Source organism: Kitasatospora indigofera, assembly GCF_014655955.1.
Lineage (GTDB): Bacteria > Actinomycetota > Actinomycetes > Streptomycetales > Streptomycetaceae > Kitasatospora > Kitasatospora indigofera.
In genome coordinates, this window is record NZ_BNBO01000050.1 from 46,300 (window position 1) to 65,995 (window position 19,696).

The window sequence follows — 19,696 nt, forward strand, 5'->3', positions numbered from 1 at the left end:
GGCCGGTGCCAGGCTGGCCGCGAGGCCGGAGGGGACCGGCCCGGGAGGGAACACCATGCCTGACGTACAGTCGTCCGACCCGCGGGCCGGCCGCGCCCGCCGCACCGGCACCGGCCGCGCCGCCGCCCGCCGGATCGCCGCCGGGGTGCTGGCCGGCGCCGCCCTGCTGGCCTTCGCGCCCACCGCATCGGCCGCCGGCCTCCCGCCCGGGCCGGGCGACCCGGCCGCGGCCGGGGCCCGCCACGGCGACTCCGCCGCCCTGGACCGCGCCCTCGACGCGCTGGTCACCGACGCCGGTGTGTCGGCGGCGCTCGGCGAGGTCCGCGACCACGGCCGCGCGGTGTGGCGCGGTGCCTCCGGCCGGGCGGACCTGGACACCGGGGCCGCCGCCCGCCCCGACGGCCGGTTCCGGATCGGCAGCGTCACCAAGACCTTCGTGTCCACCGTCGTCCTGCAACTCGTCGCCGAGGGACGGGTGAAGCTGGACGAGCCGATCGAGCGGTACCTGCCCGGCGCGGTGCGCGGCGGCGAGGGCATCACCGTCCGCCAACTGCTCAACCACACCAGCGGCCTCCACGACTACCTGGCCGACCCGAGCGTCTACTTCCACGACGAGGCCGACCTGGACAGCTGGCTCACCACCGGCCGCTGGACCACCTACCGGCCCCAGCAACTGCTGGACATCGCCAACCGGTACGCCCCCGACTTCCCGCCCGGCCGGCAGTGGAGCTACTCCAACACCAACTACGTGGTGATCGGCATGATGATTGAGAAGATCACCGGCCGGACCTGGAACCAGGAGGTCGAACGCCGGATCATCCGCCCGCTCGGCCTCGACCGCACCACCATGCCGGCCGGCTCCACCACGATCCCGGGCCGCTACGCCCACGGCTACCTCAAGCGGGCCTCCGGGGAGCGGGTGGACGTCAGCGAACTCAACCCCTCGGTGGCCTACGCCGCCGGGGCCGGCATCTCCACCACCGACGACCTGGCCCGCTTCAACGCCGCCCTGCTCGGCGGCCGCCTGCTGCGCCCCGCCCAGCTGAAGGAGATGATGACCACCGTCCCCGTCGACGAGGACGGCCGCTACGGCTACGGGCTGGGGCTGACACGGCAGACGCTGCCCTGCGGGGATTTCTGGGGCCACGACGGCGGCATCGCCGGCTACGCCACCTTCCTGCTCGGCGACGCCGCCGGCCGGCACCAGGTGGCGCTGTCGGTGAACCCCTACCAGGGCGGCGACCCGGACCGCGCCGCCGCCGCGCTGGACGCCGCCCTGGTCAAGACGGCCTGCGGCCCCGACACGCCCGTCCCGCCGGCGCCGAAGGCCCCGGCCGCGCCCGGTGCCCGCGCGCAGGCCCTGACGGCGGTGCCGGGCCTGCGCTGAGGCCTGCGCCGAGACCTGCGCCGGGCCGGGGGAGGCTCGGGGGAGCGGGGTACGGGGGCTCGGGGGAGCGGGGGAGCGGCGTACGGGGGTACGGGGGAACGGGCCGGGCCCGCCACGCAGGGTGCGTGGCGGGCCCGGTGGTGCAGGTGGTTCGGGTGATGCGTGGGGGACCCCGGCGCGGGTCAGGCGATCCGCAGGCTCGACAGCCAGCCGCCGGTCAGCGTCTCGCGCGGGCCGAGCTGGACGGGCGGCTGCCAGACCTGGTCGGTGTACGGCATGCACTGCCAGAGGATCAGCCGGGTGTTGTCCGCCGTGCTGCTGCCCGGCGAGGCCAGGCACCAGTTGACGCCGTTGACGCCGTCGTAGCCCCGGTTCTGCAGGTGGCCGTCCGGCAGGCCCAGCCACTGCTGGGCCGGGGAGCCGTTGCAGGGCGCGAGCACGCCGAGCGGGTTGGAGTTGGGCGGCACCGTGATGTCCAGGCACTTGCCCAGCGTCATCAGGCTGTTGTTGTTCCAGGTCCAGTGCTGGTTGCCGCCGCCCAGGCAGGTGAACAGGATGGCGTCGGTCTGCGCGTAGGCGATGTCCACGCACTTGTTGCCGATGCCGGTGATGCTGCTGGAGACGGAGCTGCTGAAGCCGTTGGCGCCGTCGCCGTGCCAGAAGCGCATGGCGCCGTCGACGGTGATGCCGACCAGGTCGACCTTGCCGTCGAGGTCGAGGTCGCCCGGCGCGGAGAGGCTCTTCAGGGCGGCGGTGCCCCAGCCGGTGGTGCCCAGCGGCACCCGGGTCGAGCCGGCGCCGAGGCTGGTCGCGCCGGCGGCCGGGACGTACGGGTACATCCGCAGGCCGTCCGTGGTGGAGGTGCGGGAGCGGGCGATCAGGTCGGGGTTGCCGTCACCGGTGAGGTCCACCGCGCGGATGATCTCCATGCCGTTCCAGCCGGCGTTGCCGACCTCCTGCGGCGCGCTGAAGGCGCACTCGCCGTCGGTGGTGAGGCAGGCCCGGCCGTAGATGGCGTACAGCTTGTCGTTGGCCACCACCAGGAGGTCCTGGACGTTGTCCTTGGCCGTGGACGTGGCGGAGGTGCCGATGTCGCCCGCGGCGGCGAGCTGGGTCACGTCGGCCCAGCCGAAGGGGGCGCCCGCGGTCAGCTTCGGGTCGACGACGCTGGTGCCCATGGTGTTCTGGAACTGCACCGCGCCCGCGCCGGGCCCGCCACCGTCGTTGGCGTAGAGGTAGAGCGCGCGCCGGGTCGGGTCGCCGATGGCCGGCTGGATCGCCAGTACGTCCTGGGCGCCGTCGTCCCAGCTGGTCCGGGGCTGGCCGGCCGGCGGCTGGTCGGGGACGCCGTCGTTGACGTAGTCGCCGCCGCGGGCCACCAGGGCGCTCTGCCAGGCCGGCGGCTCGGCGGAGAGCGGATCGGTGCCGCGGGCGAAGGCGGAGGTCACCAGGCCGGTGGCGTTGTCGACGGAGGCGGTGCCCTTGTAGAAGTAGAGCCGCTCCTCGTCGCTCACGGTGCCGACCAGGTCCACGTAGCCGTCGTTGTCGAAGTCGCCCGCGACCTTGGGCGCGGTGGCCGGGCGGGTCGGGTAGAAGCGGTACGCGGCGGTGGAGGAGCGGTTTCCGGCCGGGTCCACGCTCGCCGCGTACAGGGTGTGCAGGCCGGCGCCGGCCGGCGTGTACGACGGCAGGGTGACCAGGCCGCCGGAGGTGGTGGTGGCCGTGCCGGCGAGGCTGTCGGTGTCGTACGAGTAGACGTACTTCACCACGTCCGGGTCGCCGCCCCCGTTGAGGGTGAAGTTGGTCGCGGTGCCGGCCGGGGCGCCGAACCGCTGCGCCGGGTACTGCGGCGAGGCGATGGCGGGCGGGTTCTTCGGGCCCAGCGGGTCCACCTTGAAGTGGCAGGGGACGGCGGGTACGCCGGCGGAGGCGTCGGTGCCGTCCTCGGCCCGGACCTGCCAGCGCAGGCTGATCGGCCGGTCGGTGGGGATGTACTGGGCCGGGATCGGGAAGCTCACCGGGCTGCCGCTGTTGACGAAGCCCGAGGTCCAGTCGGTCAGCAGGGTGTTGGTGTCGTCGTCGGCCAGCCAGAAGTGCGCCCGGACCTGGTCGCCCTGCGGGTCGCTGACGGTGGCCTGGAGCTGGATGAGGTTCGTCCCGGTGGTGGCGCCGAGGACGGTCGCGCCCGTCGCCGTGGTCGCGCAGACCGTGGACGGGTTGGTCCCGTAGGCCGTCGGCGCGTCCGGCGGGTAGTTGTAGTTGACGACCAGCCGGGGGTTGTTGTCGAACTTCTTCCAGCCGTAGGTGTCGCTCTCGTTGCTCGCCCGCAGGCCGAGGGTCAGGCTGGGCGACTGGTACTGCACGCCCGCCATCACGGCGTTGTAGGCGTTGAAGTAGACCCAGTCGTCACCGCAGCCGTGCGCCTCGTTGCCCTTGGCGACGTTCTGGGTGTCGGACCAGCCGCCCCAGCCCGGCTGGTTGTTCCAGTTGGTGCCGGAGTTGATCGCGCCGGTCCACCAGAGCTCCACCGGCCGCGCCGAGCAGCTCCAGGCGTGGGTCTCGACGATCTCGAAGCGGGCGCTGTTGATCCGCACGCCCGGCCGGGTGAAGTTCCAGCTGTCCATCTGGAAGAACGACCGGCTGGTGCCGCCGTCCTGGTCCTCGTGACCGACCCGGGCGATGTCGTTGGCGTTCCAGTAGGCCTGGTTGGGGTAGCTCTTGTCGACCCGGGTCCACGCCTGGCGCCCGAAGGCGGTCACGGACGGGTCGATCACCAGCGGGAACTCGGTGTCGGCGGCGGTGAGCAGCCGGGCGTCGGGCTTCACCTCCAGGGTGTCGCCCACCACGGAGATCGGCAGGTGGGCCGTCCGGTCGGTCGGATCGGGGGCCTCCTCGGCGGGGATGTCCTGCGGTCCGGGCGCGGCCGGCCCGGCACCGTCGGCGGCCGCCGCCGCTCCCTTGGCCGCGGGGCTCTTGGCCGCGGTGCCGGCGGCCGCCGCCGCGTCGCCGCGCGAGTCCCACATCAGGGCGCTGGGCCCGGCCCAGACGGTGGCGCCGGTGGTGTCCTTGACCTCCAGCCCGCCGCCCTCGCCGGTGGAGACGGCGACGTTCTGGCCGTCGAGACGGAACCGGAGGTCGGCCAGCCGGGGATCGAGCGCGGCCTGACGGGTCTTCACCACCAGTACCTGGGTGTAGCCGTCGCCGGTGGCGGTCACCTTGAGGTCGACGTCGGGCAGCACCGCCGGGTAGGTCGCGGTGGCGCCGTCCAGGGTCGGCGCGGGCAGCGCGTCGGGCCAGCTGATGCTGAGCCTGCGCGGCCCCTTGGCCAGGGTGATCAGCGGCTTGCCGCCGCCCCCGGAGAACGCGACGTCCACGGCGGAGGCCGCGGGCCTGACCGTCCCGTCGGCGGCGGCCTTCAGCGTGGGGTCGACCGGGGTCCAGCCGCCGCCGGTGCGGATCCGGACCGGCCGCAGGTGCTGGGTGACGGTGTGGCTGCCGTCCGGATTGACCACCTGCTCGCTGGTCTCGCTCCGGGCCGCGAGGAGCTCCACCGGCTGCCCGGTGCGCGCGGCCTGCTGGCGGGCGCTCTCCGCCTCGGCGGCCGGGGCGCTCTGCCCGGAGTCCGACCGCGGGGCGGCCGCGCCGGCCGGTGCGGCGGGAATCCCGGCGACCGACAGGGCCAGGCCGCCGACCAGGAGGGGTACGAGCCCCCGACCGCCGATTCTTCTGAATCTCACGTAATTCCTCCGGGTGAATATCGAATAGCAGGGACACCCTACTCACTGCGGTCGAAATCTGCTGGACAAATATGATCCGGACAATCCTTGCCAGGTGCGACAAAATCACGGAGGGATATCGGCATTTAGGTGGCATGTCCGATGTGGCCTGTGCTTCCCCGGTGCCTGATGCTGCATCACTTGCCCCGGTAGAAAGCCACTCATGACGTTCAGTTTGCTATGTCTGAATTGTTCCTGGGGTGTCGGTGGTCGAAATGTCGGGCTGCCGGAAATGCGCTGGGAAAAGGGGTGGGCAGGGTACTTGCCGCCCTGGTACGTTCCACGGGCCGCTGATCACTGTGGGGGGTTGCGACGTGCCTGTAACCGGCATGAGGACGTATTGGAAGTCGGGGATATCGGGGATACCCCGGCATCGCCGGCCGGTCGCCGCGATCGCCGTGGCGGTGGTGTCGGCGCTCGGGTTCTCCCTGCTGTCGCCGGTGCCCGCGCTGGCCGCCGGGAAGAAGCCCCCGGCCCCCCGCGCCCTGCAGAAGGACGCGCCGGTCAAGGGCGGCCCGGTGGCGTCCAAGCCCTTCGACGAGGCCCGGCTGGCCGAGAACAGATGGCCCGGCCCAGGAGCCGTCGACTGGCCGGCCGCGCAGTCCGTGGAGGTCGATCCGGCCGCGCCGGCGCCCACGGCCAAGTCCGCCGGGGCCGCGCCCGCGGCCGGGCAGCAGGCGGGCTCCTCGCCGGTCCGGATCTCGCCGGCCAGGACCGAGGCCGCCCCTGCGGCGCAGCCCGCCGCGGGCGCGCAGTCCGCCGCCGCGCCCGCCAAGGCGGCCGCCACCCCCGCCAAGGTCAGGGTGCGGACCCTCGACCGTCCCGCCACCGAGCGGGCCGGCGTCCGGGGCCTGCTGCTCGGACTCGCCCGCGCCGACGGCGCCGCCGCGCCCGGCGCGGTCACGGCCGAGATCGACTACTCCGGCTTCAAGAACGCCTTCGGCGGCGACTGGGCCTCCCGGCTCACCCTGGTGGAGCTGCCCGCCTGCGCGCTCACCACGCCCGAACTCGCCGAGTGCCGCACCCGGACGCCCGTCCCCACCGCCAACGACCTGGCCGGCGCCAAGCTCACCGCCGAGGTGGGCCTCGCCGCCGCGCCGGTCGCCGCGACCGGCCCGGAGGCACGCGCCGCCGCCCCCGTGAGCTCCGGCGTCACCCTGCTCGCCGCCGAGGCCGACGCCTCCGGCAGCGGCGGCACCTACGCCGCCACCTCGCTCTCGCCGTCCGGCTCCTGGCAGGTCGGCGGCTCCGCCGGGGACTTCACCTACTCCTACCCGATCGAGGTGCCGCCCTCGCTCGGCGGACCCTCCCCGCAGGTCGGCCTGACCTACTCCTCCGGTTCGGTGGACGGCCGCACCGTCGCCACCAACAGCCAGGCCTCCGCGATCGGTGACGGCTGGGAGGTGGGCGCCGGCGGCTACGTCGAGCGCCGCTACCGCCAGTGCGCCGACGACAAGGGCAAGAACCTCGCGAACCAGCTGCCCAACAACACCACCGACACCGGGGACCTCTGCTACGCGGGCCCGGTCGTCGCGATGTCGCTCAACGGCCGCTCCACCGAACTGATCCTGGACGACGCCACCGGGCAGTGGAAGCCCGCCAGCGACGACGGCAGCACCGTCGAGCTGAAGACCGGCGCCGCCAACGGCGCCTACGGCGGCGAGCACTGGGTGGTCACCACGCCCGAGGGCACCCGCTACACCTTCGGCAAGGGGCAGCTGCCCGGCTGGTCCAGCGGGAAGACCGAGACCAAGGCCGTCTTCACCGAGCCGGTCTACGGCAACCACCCCGGCGAGCCCTGCCACGCGGCCACCTACGCGGCCTCGCAGTGCGCCAACCTCGGCTGGCGCTGGAACCTCGACCTGGTCGAGGACGTGCACGGCAACGCGATGTCGTACTACTACGAGCCCGAGACCAACAACTACGCCCCCAACATGGGCAGCGCCGCCGTGAGTTACGTCCGCGGCGGCCAGCTGAAGCGGATCGACTACGGCCTGCGGGCGGACAACCTCTACGCCACCGCGCCCGCCCAGGTGAACTTCGCCACCGACGAGCGCTGCACGGCCAACTGCGGCGCCTTCGACAGTGCGCACGCCGCCAACTGGCCCGACGTCCCGTTCGACCAGGTCTGCTCGGCCGCCACCTGCACCCAGCACACCCCCTCCTTCTTCAACCGCAAGCGGCTGACCGCCATCAGCACCCAGGTCTGGAACGGCAGTTCCTACCAGGAGATCGACACCTGGAACCTGGACCAGGAGTTCAAGGGCGCGGGCGACGCCTTCTCCCCGGCGCTGTGGCTCAACGCCGTCACCCGGACCGGCAAGGCCGCCGGGGCGGGCATCGGCGGCGCGGCCGTCAAGCTCCCGCGCACCGTCTTCACCGGAAAGCCGATGGCCAACCGGGTCTGGGGCGGCACCGACCCGCTGCCCTACCTCGCCAGGCTGCGGATCACCGCGGTGGGCCTCGACTCGGGCGGCCAGATCGACGTCACCTACTCCGACCCGGAGTGCCGCCGTGAGGCGCCGGCCGTGCTGCCGGGCGCCCTCGACCAGAACACCCTGCGCTGCTTCCCGGTGCACTGGACGCCGCCGCAGAGCCAGGTCGCCCACGACGACCTCTTCCACAAGTACGTGGTCACCCGGGTCGACGAGAGCGACCGCCTGGCCGAGGCCCGCTCGAAGACCACCCGGTACGAGTACCTCGGCGGCGCCGCCTGGCACTACGACACCAGCGAGGGCACCGACGACGCCGACCGGACCTGGAGCGACTACCGCGGCTACGGCCGGGTCCGCACCCTGCACGGCGACGCCGGCCAGGGCGACCAGGTCACCCGGACGGAGTCCGTCTACTTCCGCGGGATGAACGGCGACAAGCTCGCGGGCGGCACCCGCAGCGTCACCGTCGCCGACTCCCAGGGCGCCGCCATCGCCGACGAGGACGGCCTCACCGGGACGCTGCGCGAGAGCATCACCTACTCGGGCGAGAACGGCACCCCCACCGGCACCGTCTCCTACGAGCCGTGGCGCTCGGACGCCACCGCCACCCGCAACCGGGCCGGCACCCCGGGCCCGCTGAAGGGCTACCGGCGCGACACCTCCAAGGTCGTCTCCCGCACCCTCGTCACCACCAGTTCGGCCGGCGCCACCGCCTGGCAGAGCACCGAGGTCGGCAAGACCTTCGACGCGCTCGGCCGGATCTCCACCGTCAACGACGAGGGCGACCCGACCCGCGCCGACGACGACTCCTGCACCCGCTTCTGGTACACCGACAGCGGCGGCCGGATCAAGGACAAGGTCTACCGGACGGAGAAGGTCGCGGTCGACTGCGCCACCACGCCCGTCTACCCGGCCGACAGCGTCCAGGACGCCCGGATCTACTACGACGACTCCGCCGGTCTGACCGCCGCACCCACCCGCGGCCTGGTCACCAGGACGGAGGAGGTCGCCTCGTACAGCGGGCAGACCCCGCAGTACCAGACCCTCACCCGGGCGAGCTTCGACGCCAACGGCCGCCCGTCGACCTCGACCGACGCCTACGGGGACACCACCCTCACCAGCTACACCACCAACACCAACGGCCTGACCACGTCCATCACCACCAAGGTGCCGATGGACCGCCCGGCCACCAAGTGGCTCACCAGCACCACCTACCTGGACGGCCTGCGCGGCGACCAGACCGGCTCGGAGGACGCCAACGCCAACCGGACGGACCTGGAGTACGACGCGGCCGGCCGGCTCGCCAAGGTCTGGCTGCCCGCCTGGACCAAGGCCGCCCACCCCACCCAGCCCAGCAGCAGCTTCGGCTACGCGCTGCCGGTCGACGCCACCAACAACGTCAACGGCCCGGTCTCCTCCAGCAGTTCGACCCGGATGGAGGCCGGCGGCTACCGCACCTCGTACCAGATCTTCGACGGCCTCGGCCGGATCCGGCAGACCCAGGAGCCCGGCGCCAAGTCCACCAGCACCACGGTGACCAACCGGATGGTGGCCGACACCTTCTACAACTCGCTCGGCGCGGTCAACCAGACCAACCCGCCCTACCTGGTCGCAGGCGCCCCCGGCGGTGCCGTCGAGAAGACCCCCGACAACAAGATCCCCACCCAGAACGGCTTCCTCTTCGACGGCCAGGGCCGCCCCACCGACGAGATCACCTACTCGCTCGCCGTCGAGAAGTGGCGCACCACCACCACCTACGGCGGCAACTGGGCCGCGACCGTACCGCCCGAGGGCGGCACCCGCACCCTGGTGGTCAACGACGCCACCGGCCGCCCGACCGAGATGCGGCAGTACCACTCGCAGAGCGCCGTCCCGGCCATCGACGCCACCGCCACCGCGTACGACACCACCCGCTACACCTACACCAAGCGCGGCGAGCAGGCCTCCGTGGTCGACGCCACCGGGGCCAACACCTGGAGCTGGACGTACGACCTGCGCGGCCGTCCGGTGGAGACCAACGACCCCGACAAGGGCCGGTCCACCGCGAGCTACGACTTCGCCGGCCGGATGCTGACCAGCACCGACGCGCGGGGCAAGACCCTCCAGCCGCAGTACGACGTGCTCGGCCGCAAGACCGCGATCAAGGACGCCGGCACCGGCACCACCCTCGCCACCTGGACCTTCGACACCGCGACCAAGGGCCTCGGCCTGCCCGCCTCGGCGACCCGGGTGGCCGGCGGCGCCTCCTACACCAGCGCCGTCACCGGCTACAACGCCGCCGGTCAGCCGCTCGGCAGCACCGTCACCATCCCGTCCGTCCCGGGCGAGGAGCAACTGGCCGGCAGCTACAGCACCAGCATGTCGTACACCTCGGTCGGCGCCCTCGGCTCGACCCTGCTCCCCAAGGCCGGCGGCCTGCCGCTGGAGAACCTGGTCCTCGGCTACTCCCCGATGGGCCAGCCCACCTCGCTGAGCGGCGCCACGTCGTACGTGCGCGGCACCACCTACAGCGACAGCGGCGAGATCCTCGCGCACGTCGTGGGCAGCGCCGCCAACCCCATCACCCAGGCCTACTACTACGAGACGGGCACCCACCGCCTCACCGACTCCGTCGTCTCCCGCACCACCGGGACCGTCGCCGAGATCTCCGCCACCAGCTACAGCTACGACAAGGCCGGGAACATCACCGGCATCAAGGAGACGGCCGACACCGGAGCCGTCGACCAGCAGTGCTTCCGCTACGACTACCTGCGGCGGATGAACGCGGCCTGGACGGCGAAGACGGACTGCGCCACCACCCCGACCGCCGCCAACGCGGCCACCACCGTCGGCGGCCCCGACGCCTACTGGAACACCTACGGCTTCGACGTCACCGGCAACCGGACCACCGAGACGGTCAACGACCCGACCGGCGACACCACCAGGAACATCAACCGCACCCTCGCCTACCCCGCCCCCGGCGCGGCCCGGCCGCACGCCTCCACCTCCACCACCTCCACCGGCCCCGGCGGAACGCGCCTGGACGAGTACGTCTACGACGCGGCCGGCAACCAGATCACCCGGCGGGTCTCCGGCTCCGAGCAGAGCCTCGAATGGGACGTCGAGGGCCACCTGGCGAAGGTGACCGAGGGTCCCAAGGTCACCTCCTACCTCTACGACGCCGACGGCTCCAGGCTGATCAAGCGCGCCCCGGACGGCGTGACGCTCTACCTCGGCACCACCGAGCTCAAGCTCACCGGCGGGGGCACGCCGTCCGCCGCCGTCTGCGGCACCCGCTACTACAGCCACGGCTCCTCGCCCACCCTGGTCCGCGGCTGCGACGGCAAGATCGCCATCCAGACCGCGGACCACCAGGGCACCGCCCAGCTCTCCGTCGACTCCGCCACCGGCACCGTCACCCGCCGCAAGTCCATGCCCTTCGGCGGCGAGCGCGGCACCGCCCCCGCCCTGTGGCCCGGCACCAAGGGCTTCGTCGGCGGCACCAAGGACGACTCCACCGGTCTGGTCCACCTCGGCGCCCGCGAGTACGACCCCGCCACCGGCCGCTTCGTCTCGGTGGACCCGGTGCTGGACACCAGCAACTCCCAGCTGATGAACGCCTACGCGTACTCCAACAACTCGCCGGTGACCAGCAGCGACCCCAGCGGCCTCTACTGCGACAGCTGCAACGACGGCCAGGGCTGGCCGACCCCCAACGGCTACGAGGACGACGGCGGCGGGGGCACCGACGACGCCGACCCACCGATCCCCGCGCCGCCGGCCGACAAGGTCGAGGAGGCCAAGAAGACCAAGAAGAAGACCCTGGTCGACGTCGTGGTCGAGGCCGGCGGCGAGATCCTGATGGAGGTCCTCGGGATCAACGACATCAGGGACTGCTTCACCAAGGGCTCGATCGGCGCCTGCGCCTCGATGATCATCGGCGTCATCCCCTGGGGCAAGATCTTCAAGGCCAAGAAGATCGTCAAGGCCCTCGACAAGGCCTACGACGCCTACCGATCCTTCGAGAAGCGCCTCACCGAGGCCAACGCCATCCTCAAGTGGGCCGACGACGCGGCCGCGTACGCGTCGCGGAAGGCCGACGACCTCAAGGCGGCGCTGGCGAAGAAGGGGGCACCGGACGCTCCGGCAGCAAGTCATGCGGATGGGCCGAGTCCTGGGCCGTCCTGCGAGACAAACAGCTTCACCCCCGACACACCGGTCCTGATGGCCGACGGCACCACCAAGCCCATCGACCAGGTCGAGGTCGGCGACGAGGTCGCCACCACCGACCCCGAGCAGGGCGTCGACGGATCCCACACCGTCCTCGCGACCATCATCGGCACAGGTTCGAAGAACCTCGTCGAGATCACGGTCGACACCGACGGGCTCGCGGGCGACAAGACCGACACCGTCACGGCCACCGACCACCACCCGTTCTGGGTCGCCGAAACGCAGACCTGGACCGACGCCACCGACCTCAAGGCCGGCCAGTGGCTGCGGACCAGCGCGGGGACGTACGTCCAGATCACCGCGGTCAAGCACTGGACCCAGCAGAGCACGGTCCGCAACCTGACCGTCGCCGACGTGCACACGTACTATGTGCTCGCGGGTGGCGCTCCGGTCCTCGTCCACAACTGCCCTGGTACGGCGACCGTCCATTACGATCCCGAGCAGGGAGCGGACGGGCATGCCATCATTCAGATCGACATGGCTGATGGCCGGACGGCCACGACTGAGGCCATGCCACAGGGGAGGCCCAGGTCGCCCGGCAACTATGCTGGCCTTCCGAATGTGGGTGGCGAGGCATTCCTGGAGGACATGGGGCCGAGGACCATATCCAGGACGTTTGAGCTCCCCAATGCGGAGGCCGCCTGGGAAGCTCAGAAGGGATCCGTCGACGTGAACTTCGGTCCCTACGGCCCGGGAAACAACTGCGTGACCTACTGCGTCTCCATACTGCGGGCGGGTGGGGTTGACCTCCCGGCGGGTGCAAGGGGTGTGGCCACGCTGCGGCTGGCCCTCAGGCGAGGAAAGTGAGGAGTTCCATCCGCGATGTACGTTCCCGATCCTGCTCTCAGAGTGCTCGCTGAGATCGTAGTCAGCGCAAACGTAGGAGCGGTTCACCTACGTCGTGCAGGCGAGGTCTTGGTTGCACGGGCAGAAATGAATGACAGGATCCTCGATCCGGGAATCAGGAGTCGAATTTCTGGCAATTCTCTGGATGAGCTGCTGTTCTCCATCGCCGATATCGAGGATGCGTACATCGAGGCATGGCAAGCCTGTGAGGCGGGTTCGAGGGAATGGTGCAAGGCTGAAGGGTTGCCGGCTTTGGACGCTGCGCTAAAGCATGCCGCGGAATGCTTTCATGTGATTGCGTCCCGGGAGTGACCGTCCCTGCCGGCGAGTTGCGCAGTGCCCCTGGAGCCTGAAGGTCGCGTGCCCCGGCAGGTAGTCCGGGAGGCCCTCCTCCTGTCCAGATCACAGCGGCCCCACTGGGTTCGTTCCAGTGGGGCCGCTGTGATCTGGCGGCCGCAGTCGACGGCGCGGTAGGACGGGCTGGACCAAGCGGCGGACTACCCACCGTCGAACAGTTCAGTGGCGACCTCGGAGGAGTTACTGAACTGAACCCAAGTAGGCGGAGGTTCACCCCGCCGGCGTGATCCGGATCCCGATCGTCCCCTTGTCGCCGCGCCGCAGCTTGCTGCCGGCCAGGGTGAGCACGCCCAGCAGGCCGTACTTGCGCCGCAGCAGGGTGCGGTAGGCGGCGGTCTCGGCGGGGGAGAGGATCTCGGCGGTGGCGGGGACGGACTCGCCGGTGGGGTTGCCGCGGACGTCGCAGGGGCCGACCAGGACGTCGGCGCGGTTGCGGATCCGCTTGACCTTCCAGGAGTCGGCGACCGTCCAGATGCCGAGGGCGTTGCCGTCGCGGACCACCCAGACCGGGGTGGCGACGGTGCTGCCGTCCTTCTTGTAGGTGGTCACCAGCAGGTAGCTCCCGGCGGCGAGGCGGATGATGCGTTCGAGCTGCTCGGGCGTGGCGTCCATGGGCGGAAGTGTACGGGGGCGACGGCGCGGCTCCGGGCACGGACATGGCTGCCGGGAAGGTTCGACGGGGGGCGAACGGATGTCGGGCACCGCGCACGGCCCCGGGGCTGCCAGAATGCTGGGCGTACATGCTGGGCGTACGGCGCCGGCAACGCGGCGACACTGGAGAAGGTGACCGGCTAGTGAGCACGGCAGTCGAACAGGCGGCCCAGCGGGCGGTGGAGCGCAAGATCGCCGAGGAACTCGGCGTCCGCGAGGGGCAGGTGAAGGCGGCGGTCGACCTGCTCGACGGCGGCTCGACCGTCCCCTTCATCGCCCGGTACCGCAAGGAGGCGACGGGCGAACTCGACGACGCCCAGCTGCGTGCGCTGGAGGAGCGGCTGCGCTACCTGCGCGAGTTGGAGGAGCGGCGCAGCGCGATCCTGGAGTCCGTCGAGGCGCAGGGCAAGCTGGACGACACCCTGCGCGGGCAGATCCTCGCCGCCGACTCCAAGGCCCGGCTGGAGGACATCTACCTCCCGTTCAAGCCCAAGCGCCGCACCAAGGCGCAGATCGCCCGCGAGGCCGGCCTGGAGCCGCTCGCCGACGCGCTGCTCGCCGACCCGGGCCTGGACCCGCAGGCCACGGCGGCCGGTTACCTCAACGAGTCGGTCGCGGACCAGGCCGCCGCGCTGGACGGCGCCCGGTCGATCCTGGTCGAGCGCTTCGCCGAGGACGCCGACCTGATCGGCACCCTGCGCGAGCGGATGTGGACCCGGGGCCGGCTGGTCGCCACCGTCCGCGACGGCAAGGAGCAGGACGGGGCCAAGTTCTCCGACTACTTCGACTTCGCCGAGCCGTACACCAAGCTCCCCTCGCACCGCATCCTGGCGATGCTGCGCGGCGAGAAGGAGGAGGTCCTCGACCTCGAACTCTCGCCCGAGGACGGCCAGGACTCCGGCGACCTGCCCGGCCAGAGCGACTACGAGCAGCGGATCGCGGCCCGCTTCGGCGTGGCCGACCACGGCCGCCCGGGCGACAAGTGGCTGGGCGACACCGTCCGCTGGGCCTGGCGCACCCGGATCCTGGTCCGGCTCGGCATCGACCTGCGGACCCGGCTGCGCCAGGAGGCCGAGGAGGAGGCCGTCCGGGTCTTCGCCGCCAACCTCCGCGACCTGCTGCTCGCCGCCCCGGCCGGCACCCGCGCCACGATGGGCCTGGACCCGGGCTTCCGCACCGGTGTGAAGGTCGCCGTGGTCGACGCCACCGGCAAGGTCGTCGCGCACGACACCATCTACCCCCACCAGCCGGCCAACAAGTGGGACGCGTCGATCGCCACCCTCGCGGCGCTGGCGAAGAAGCACGACGTCGACCTGGTCGCGATCGGCAACGGCACCGCCTCCCGCGAGACGGACAAGCTCGCCGAGGACCTGATCAAGCGGCACCCGGAGCTGAAGCTCACCAAGGCGATCGTCTCCGAGGCCGGCGCCTCGGTGTACTCCGCCTCCGCGTACGCCTCGCAGGAGCTGCCCGACCTCAACGTCTCGATCCGCGGCGCGGTCTCCATCGCCCGGCGCCTCCAGGACCCGCTGGCCGAACTGGTCAAGATCGACCCCAAGTCGATCGGGGTCGGCCAGTACCAGCACGACCTCAGCGAGTTGAAGCTCTCCCGCTCGCTGGACGCGGTGGTCGAGGACTGCGTCAACGCCGTCGGCGTGGACGTCAACACGGCCTCCTCCCCGCTGCTCACCCGGGTCTCCGGCATCACCGGCACGCTGGCCGACAACATCGTCGCCCACCGCGACGCCAACGGCCCGTTCCGGACCCGGCGGGCCCTGAAGGACGTGGCCCGGCTCGGCCCGAAGGCCTTCGAGCAGTGCGCCGGCTTCCTGCGGATCCCCGGCGGGGAGGACCCGCTGGACGCCTCCAGCGTGCACCCCGAGGCCTATCCGGTGGTCCGGCGGATCCTCGCCGCGACCGGCGGCGACCTGCCCTCGCTGATCGGCAACAGCACCGCCCTGCGGGCCCTGCGCCCCGGCGACTTCGCGGACGACACCTTCGGCGTCCCGACCGTCACCGACATCCTCGGCGAGCTGGACAAGCCCGGCCGTGACCCGCGTCCCGCCTTCAGGACCGCCACCTTCAAGGAGGGCGTCGACAAGATCGGCGACCTGGAGGTCGGCATGGTGCTGGAGGGCGTGGTCACCAACGTCGCCGCGTTCGGCGCCTTCGTGGACGTGGGCGTGCACCAGGACGGCCTGGTGCACGTGTCCGCGCTGTCGAAGAACTTCGTGAAGGACCCCCGTGAGGTGGTCAAGCCCGGTGACATCGTCAAGGTCCGGGTGACCGCGGTGGACGTGCCGCGCAAGCGGATCGGGCTGACGCTGCGACTCGACGACGAGGTCGGCCGCCCGCAGGGCGGCGGCTCGGGCGGCGGTGGGCGGGAGCGCGGTGGCGACCGCGGCGGCGAGCGTGGTGGCGAGCGCGGACCGCGCCCGCCCCGGCAGGACCGGCGGGGCTCCGGCGGTGGCGGCTCCGGCAACGGCGGCAGCGGTGGCGCTCCGGCGGGCAACAGCGCCATGGCGGACGCGCTGCGCCGGGCCGGCCTGGCCGGCGGATCGGGGCCGGGCCAGGGATCGGGCTCCGGCGGCAGGTCCGGACGGCGCTGAGCACCGCGTAGCGGAGCACGGCAACGCGAACGGCAACGGCAACGGCAACGGGAACGGGCCGGCGGACACCTCGTCCGCCGGCCCGTTCCCGTCGTGATTCCCGTTCGCCGGCCTCCGGCCGTCCGCTCCCGTCCCGGCCGGGTCAGATGCCCATCCGGGCGGCGATGCCGTCGAGGACGCAGTCCAGCCCGGTCTCGAACTGCCACTGCGGGTCGTCCTTGCGGGTGGCGTCCAGCGCGTACCGGTGGAAGGCCGGGTAGCGGCCGGTGCCCATCAGCCAGGTCATCTGCGGGGCCAGCCCCGTCCGGGTGTCGTGCCCGCTGGTCCAGCCCCGCTTGCGCATCTCCCGGAGCAGGCCGACCTCGGCCTCGGCCGCGCCCTTGGCGTAGGCCGTCACCGTCCGGAAGACGGCCATCCTCCGGTCGGCGTCCAGGCCGAGGTCGTCGAGCGCCGTCAGGACCCGCTCCGGCACGGCCAGTTGGTTCGGGGTCAGGGCGAGAACCGAGGCCTGCGTCATCCAGGGGTGGTCCAGCAGCAGGTCCCTGGTCCGCAGGGCCAGCGTGCGCATGACCTCCCGCCAGCCGGCGCCGCTCTCCGCGGGCGCCAGCTCGCCGTAGACGAAGTCGACCATCAGCTCCAGCAGTTCGTCCTTGCCGGAGACGTACCGGTAGGCGGCCATCGGGGCCACGCCCAACTCGGTCGCGAGGCGGCGCATGGTGACGGCGTCGAGTCCTTCGGCGTCGGCGACGCCGACCGCGACGGTGGCGATCCGCTCCGGGGTGAGCGTGGAGCGCGGGGCGGGCGCCGGGCGTTCCAGCCGCTCCCAGAGCGAGGTCAGGGGCTTCTCCTCGCCCTTCGCCCGGCGGTCCTGCTGCTGGTCGGCGGCCATCGGCTGGCTCCTCTGTCCGGGGATGTGTGTACAGCGTATCAGTAGTAGACAATGTACACACTGCTGTGTACGTTGTATCTCGATCGATACGGTGTACGCATCGAGGGGGATTCCCATGGCCACGACGAACGGAACCACGCGGGCGACCGATCAGCGGGACGCGGCCGACGCGGGCGACGCGGGCGGTCCGAGCGGCCCGGCCGGGGACCGGCTGCGGGTCGCGGTCGTCCTCGCCAGCACCAGGGCGGGCCGGTTCGGCCCCGTCGTCGCGGACTGGCTGCTCCGCCGGGCCGCCGAGCACGGGGGCCTGGAGACGGACCTCGTCGACCTGGTCGCGACCCCGCTGCCCAGCACCTTCCCGGCCTTCGGCGCGCCGCTGCCCGCCGACGTCCAGGCGCAGTTCGCCGCCGTGTCACCACGGCTGGAGGCCGCCGACGCCTTCGTGATCGTCACACCCGAGTACAACCACAGCTTCCCGGCGCCGCTGAAGAACGCCATCGACCTCCACACCCACCAGTGGCACGCCAAGCCGGTCGGCTTCGTCTCGTACGGCGGGCGCTCCGGCGGCCTGCGGGCGGTCGAGCAACTGCGCCCGGTACTGGCCGAACTGCACGCCGTCACCCTCCGCGAGACCGTCAGCTTCCACGACTACGGCGACAAGTTCGACGCCGACGGCCAGGTGCTCGACCCGGCCGCCGACGGCGCCGCCAAGTCCATGCTCGACCAGCTCACCTGGTGGGCCCACGCCCTGCGCGACGCCAGGCGCCTGCGCCCCTACAGCGCCTGACCGCGCAGGCCACCGGACCGGGGGACAGGAGTGAAGCGCATGAAGGACGCGAGCGGCACGAACGATGCGAGCAGCAGGCAGGACGGGAGCGGGCCGACGGGCGTGAACGACCGGACGAGGGCCGACGGCATCACCGGCGCGAACGCCGGGCCGCCGGGCCCGCCCCGCCCGCCACTGCCCCGCCCGCCGCTGCCCTACCCGGGCATCTTCGGGCTGATGCTCGGCATCTTCCTGGCCACCCTCGACGGGCAGATCGTCAGCACCGCGCTGCCCACCGTGGTGGGTGACCTCGGCGGCCTCGACCGGCTCTCCTGGGTGGTGACGGCCTACCTGCTGACCGCCGCCGCGGCCACCCCGATCTGGGGCAAGCTCGGCGACCTGTACGGGCGCAAGGGCGCCTACCTGTCCTCGGTGGTGCTCTTCCTGGCCGGCTCCGTCCTCTCCGGCCTGGCCCAGGACATGAACCAGCTGATCGCCTTCCGTGCCCTGCAAGGGCTGGGGGCGGGCGGGCTGATGGTCGGCGCGCTGTCGATCATCGGGGTGCTGGTGGCCGCCGAGGACCGCGGCCGGATCCAGTCGATGATCGGCGTGCTGATGCCGGTCGCCTTCGTCGGCGGCCCGCTGCTCGGCGGCTTCCTCACCGACCACCTGAGCTGGCGCTGGGCGTTCTACGTCAACCTGCCGGTCGGCGCGGTGGCGCTGCTGGCCGTCGGCACCGGGATCCGGCTGCGGACCGCCCGCACGAGCGTCCGGATCGACTTCGCCGGTGCGGCCCTGCTGACCGTCGCCGTTCTCGGACTCACCCTGCTCAGCAGTCTGGGCGGCACCTCCTACCCCTGGACCTCACCGCGGATCCTCCTGCTCGGCGCGGTGAGCGCCGCCGCCCTCGGTTGGTTCGTCCGGGTGGAGCGGCGGGCCCCGGAGCCGGTCATCCCGCCCCGGCTCTTCCGCAGCCGCACCTTCGCCGTGGCCCAGCTGCTCAGCTTCCTGGTCGGCGCGGTGATGCTGGCCGTGGTGATCCACCTGCCGCAGTACCTGCAGTTCGTCCGGGGCGCCTCCTCGACCACCGGCGGTCTGCTGCTGCTCCTGCTCGGCCGGCAGACTCCGACGGCGCTGGTCTCGGCGCTCACCCTGGTCAGCGGCGTCGGCATCGGCCTGGTCATGCAGAGCACCATGCTCACCACGATGACCAGCGCCGCGCCCCGCGACATGGGTGCCGCCACCGGCACCGTCACGCTGGCCCGTACCATCGGCGGCTCGCTCGGGGTCGCCGCGCTCGGCGCCGTCCACACCGGCCGGACGGACGCCGTGCTGGCCGGGCGGCTCGGGCGGGAGGCGGCGGACCGGCTGGTGGCCGGCGGACAGCTGACCCCGGCCCTGCTCCGGGAGGTGCCCGCCGACGTCCGCACGGCCGTGCAGGACGCCGTGGTGAGCGGCCTGCACGGAGTCCTGGCCGGGGCGGCCGTGCTGTCCGCCGTCGTCCTCGGGGCGGCCTGGCTGCTCGGGGACGGCGGTCCGGGGCCGGCCGGTCCGGGGACGCGGGCGGGTGAGCGGCAGGCGGCCGGGGAGCCGGTGCGGCGCGGCCGGGCCGGGGCCGCCGCGGAGTGACGGCCGCCGTCCGGGCCCTGCCGCTGCGGCGGGAGCGGCCCGTACGGCGGCCGTGTGTGCGGTCCGCACCGGTCCGGTCGGTGTGGTCCGGGTGTGTGGTCCGGTGGTGTGGGTGGCGGTGGGTGTGGTGTTGGTGGCGGTG

At 72.4% G+C, this 19,696-nt stretch carries 9 protein-coding genes; 6 read left to right on the top strand and 3 right to left on the bottom strand.

All coding sequences use genetic code 11. The annotated features are described in order from the left end of the window. Positions 1-55: 55 nt before the first annotated feature. Positions 56-1,387: a serine hydrolase domain-containing protein gene (locus IE329_RS30930; RefSeq protein ID WP_190214316.1), complete on the top strand. Its 1,332-nt coding sequence runs from the start codon at positions 56-58 to the stop codon at positions 1,385-1,387. Between the two features lie 182 nt (positions 1,388-1,569). Here IE329_RS30930 and IE329_RS30935 read toward each other — a convergent pair whose 3' ends face one another. Further along, the gene (locus IE329_RS30935) at positions 1,570-5,124 is read right to left on the bottom strand and encodes a ricin-type beta-trefoil lectin domain protein (protein ID WP_190214317.1); all 3,555 of its coding nucleotides are present in this window, start codon (positions 5,122-5,124) and stop codon (positions 1,570-1,572) included. 368 nt (positions 5,125-5,492) lie between these two features. Here IE329_RS30935 and IE329_RS30940 point away from each other — a divergent pair, with 368 nt between their 5' ends. Both IE329_RS30940 and IE329_RS30945 read left to right on the top strand, forming a co-directional pair. After that, positions 5,493-12,614, top strand: a complete 7,122-nt coding sequence (locus IE329_RS30940; RefSeq protein WP_190214318.1) for an RHS repeat-associated core domain-containing protein — start codon at positions 5,493-5,495, stop codon at positions 12,612-12,614. A 15-nt stretch (positions 12,615-12,629) separates the two neighbouring features. Then, complete coding sequence (locus tag IE329_RS30945) at positions 12,630-12,965, top strand: hypothetical protein (protein ID WP_190214319.1); 336 nt, start codon at positions 12,630-12,632, stop codon at positions 12,963-12,965. Positions 12,966-13,220: 255 nt separating this feature from the next. On the opposite strand, the gene IE329_RS30950 is transcribed toward IE329_RS30945, so the two are convergent. Continuing rightward, entirely contained in the window at positions 13,221-13,622 is a 402-nt protein-coding gene (locus IE329_RS30950) for a PPOX class F420-dependent oxidoreductase (RefSeq protein ID WP_190214320.1), read from the bottom strand. A 182-nt stretch (positions 13,623-13,804) separates the two neighbouring features. Between IE329_RS30950 and IE329_RS30955 the strand changes: the two genes are divergently transcribed. Continuing rightward, positions 13,805-16,270, top strand: coding sequence for a Tex family protein (locus tag IE329_RS30955; RefSeq protein ID WP_229927903.1), 2,466 nt, complete (start codon positions 13,805-13,807; stop codon positions 16,268-16,270). Between the two features lie 142 nt (positions 16,271-16,412). On the opposite strand, the gene IE329_RS30960 is transcribed toward IE329_RS30955, so the two are convergent. Beyond that, positions 16,413-17,159, bottom strand: a complete 747-nt coding sequence (locus IE329_RS30960; RefSeq protein ID WP_190214322.1) for a TetR/AcrR family transcriptional regulator — start codon at positions 17,157-17,159, stop codon at positions 16,413-16,415. A 115-nt stretch (positions 17,160-17,274) separates the two neighbouring features. Here IE329_RS30960 and IE329_RS30965 point away from each other — a divergent pair, with 115 nt between their 5' ends. Both IE329_RS30965 and IE329_RS30970 read left to right on the top strand, forming a co-directional pair. After that, positions 17,275-17,946 (top strand): NADPH-dependent FMN reductase, encoded by a 672-nt coding sequence (locus tag IE329_RS30965; protein ID WP_190214323.1) that lies wholly within the window; start codon positions 17,275-17,277, stop codon positions 17,944-17,946. 39 nt (positions 17,947-17,985) lie between these two features. After that, on the top strand, positions 17,986-19,554 hold the full coding sequence (locus IE329_RS30970; RefSeq protein ID WP_229927904.1) for an MFS transporter: 1,569 nt from the start codon (positions 17,986-17,988) through the stop codon (positions 19,552-19,554). The last annotated feature ends 142 nt before the right edge of the window (positions 19,555-19,696 follow it).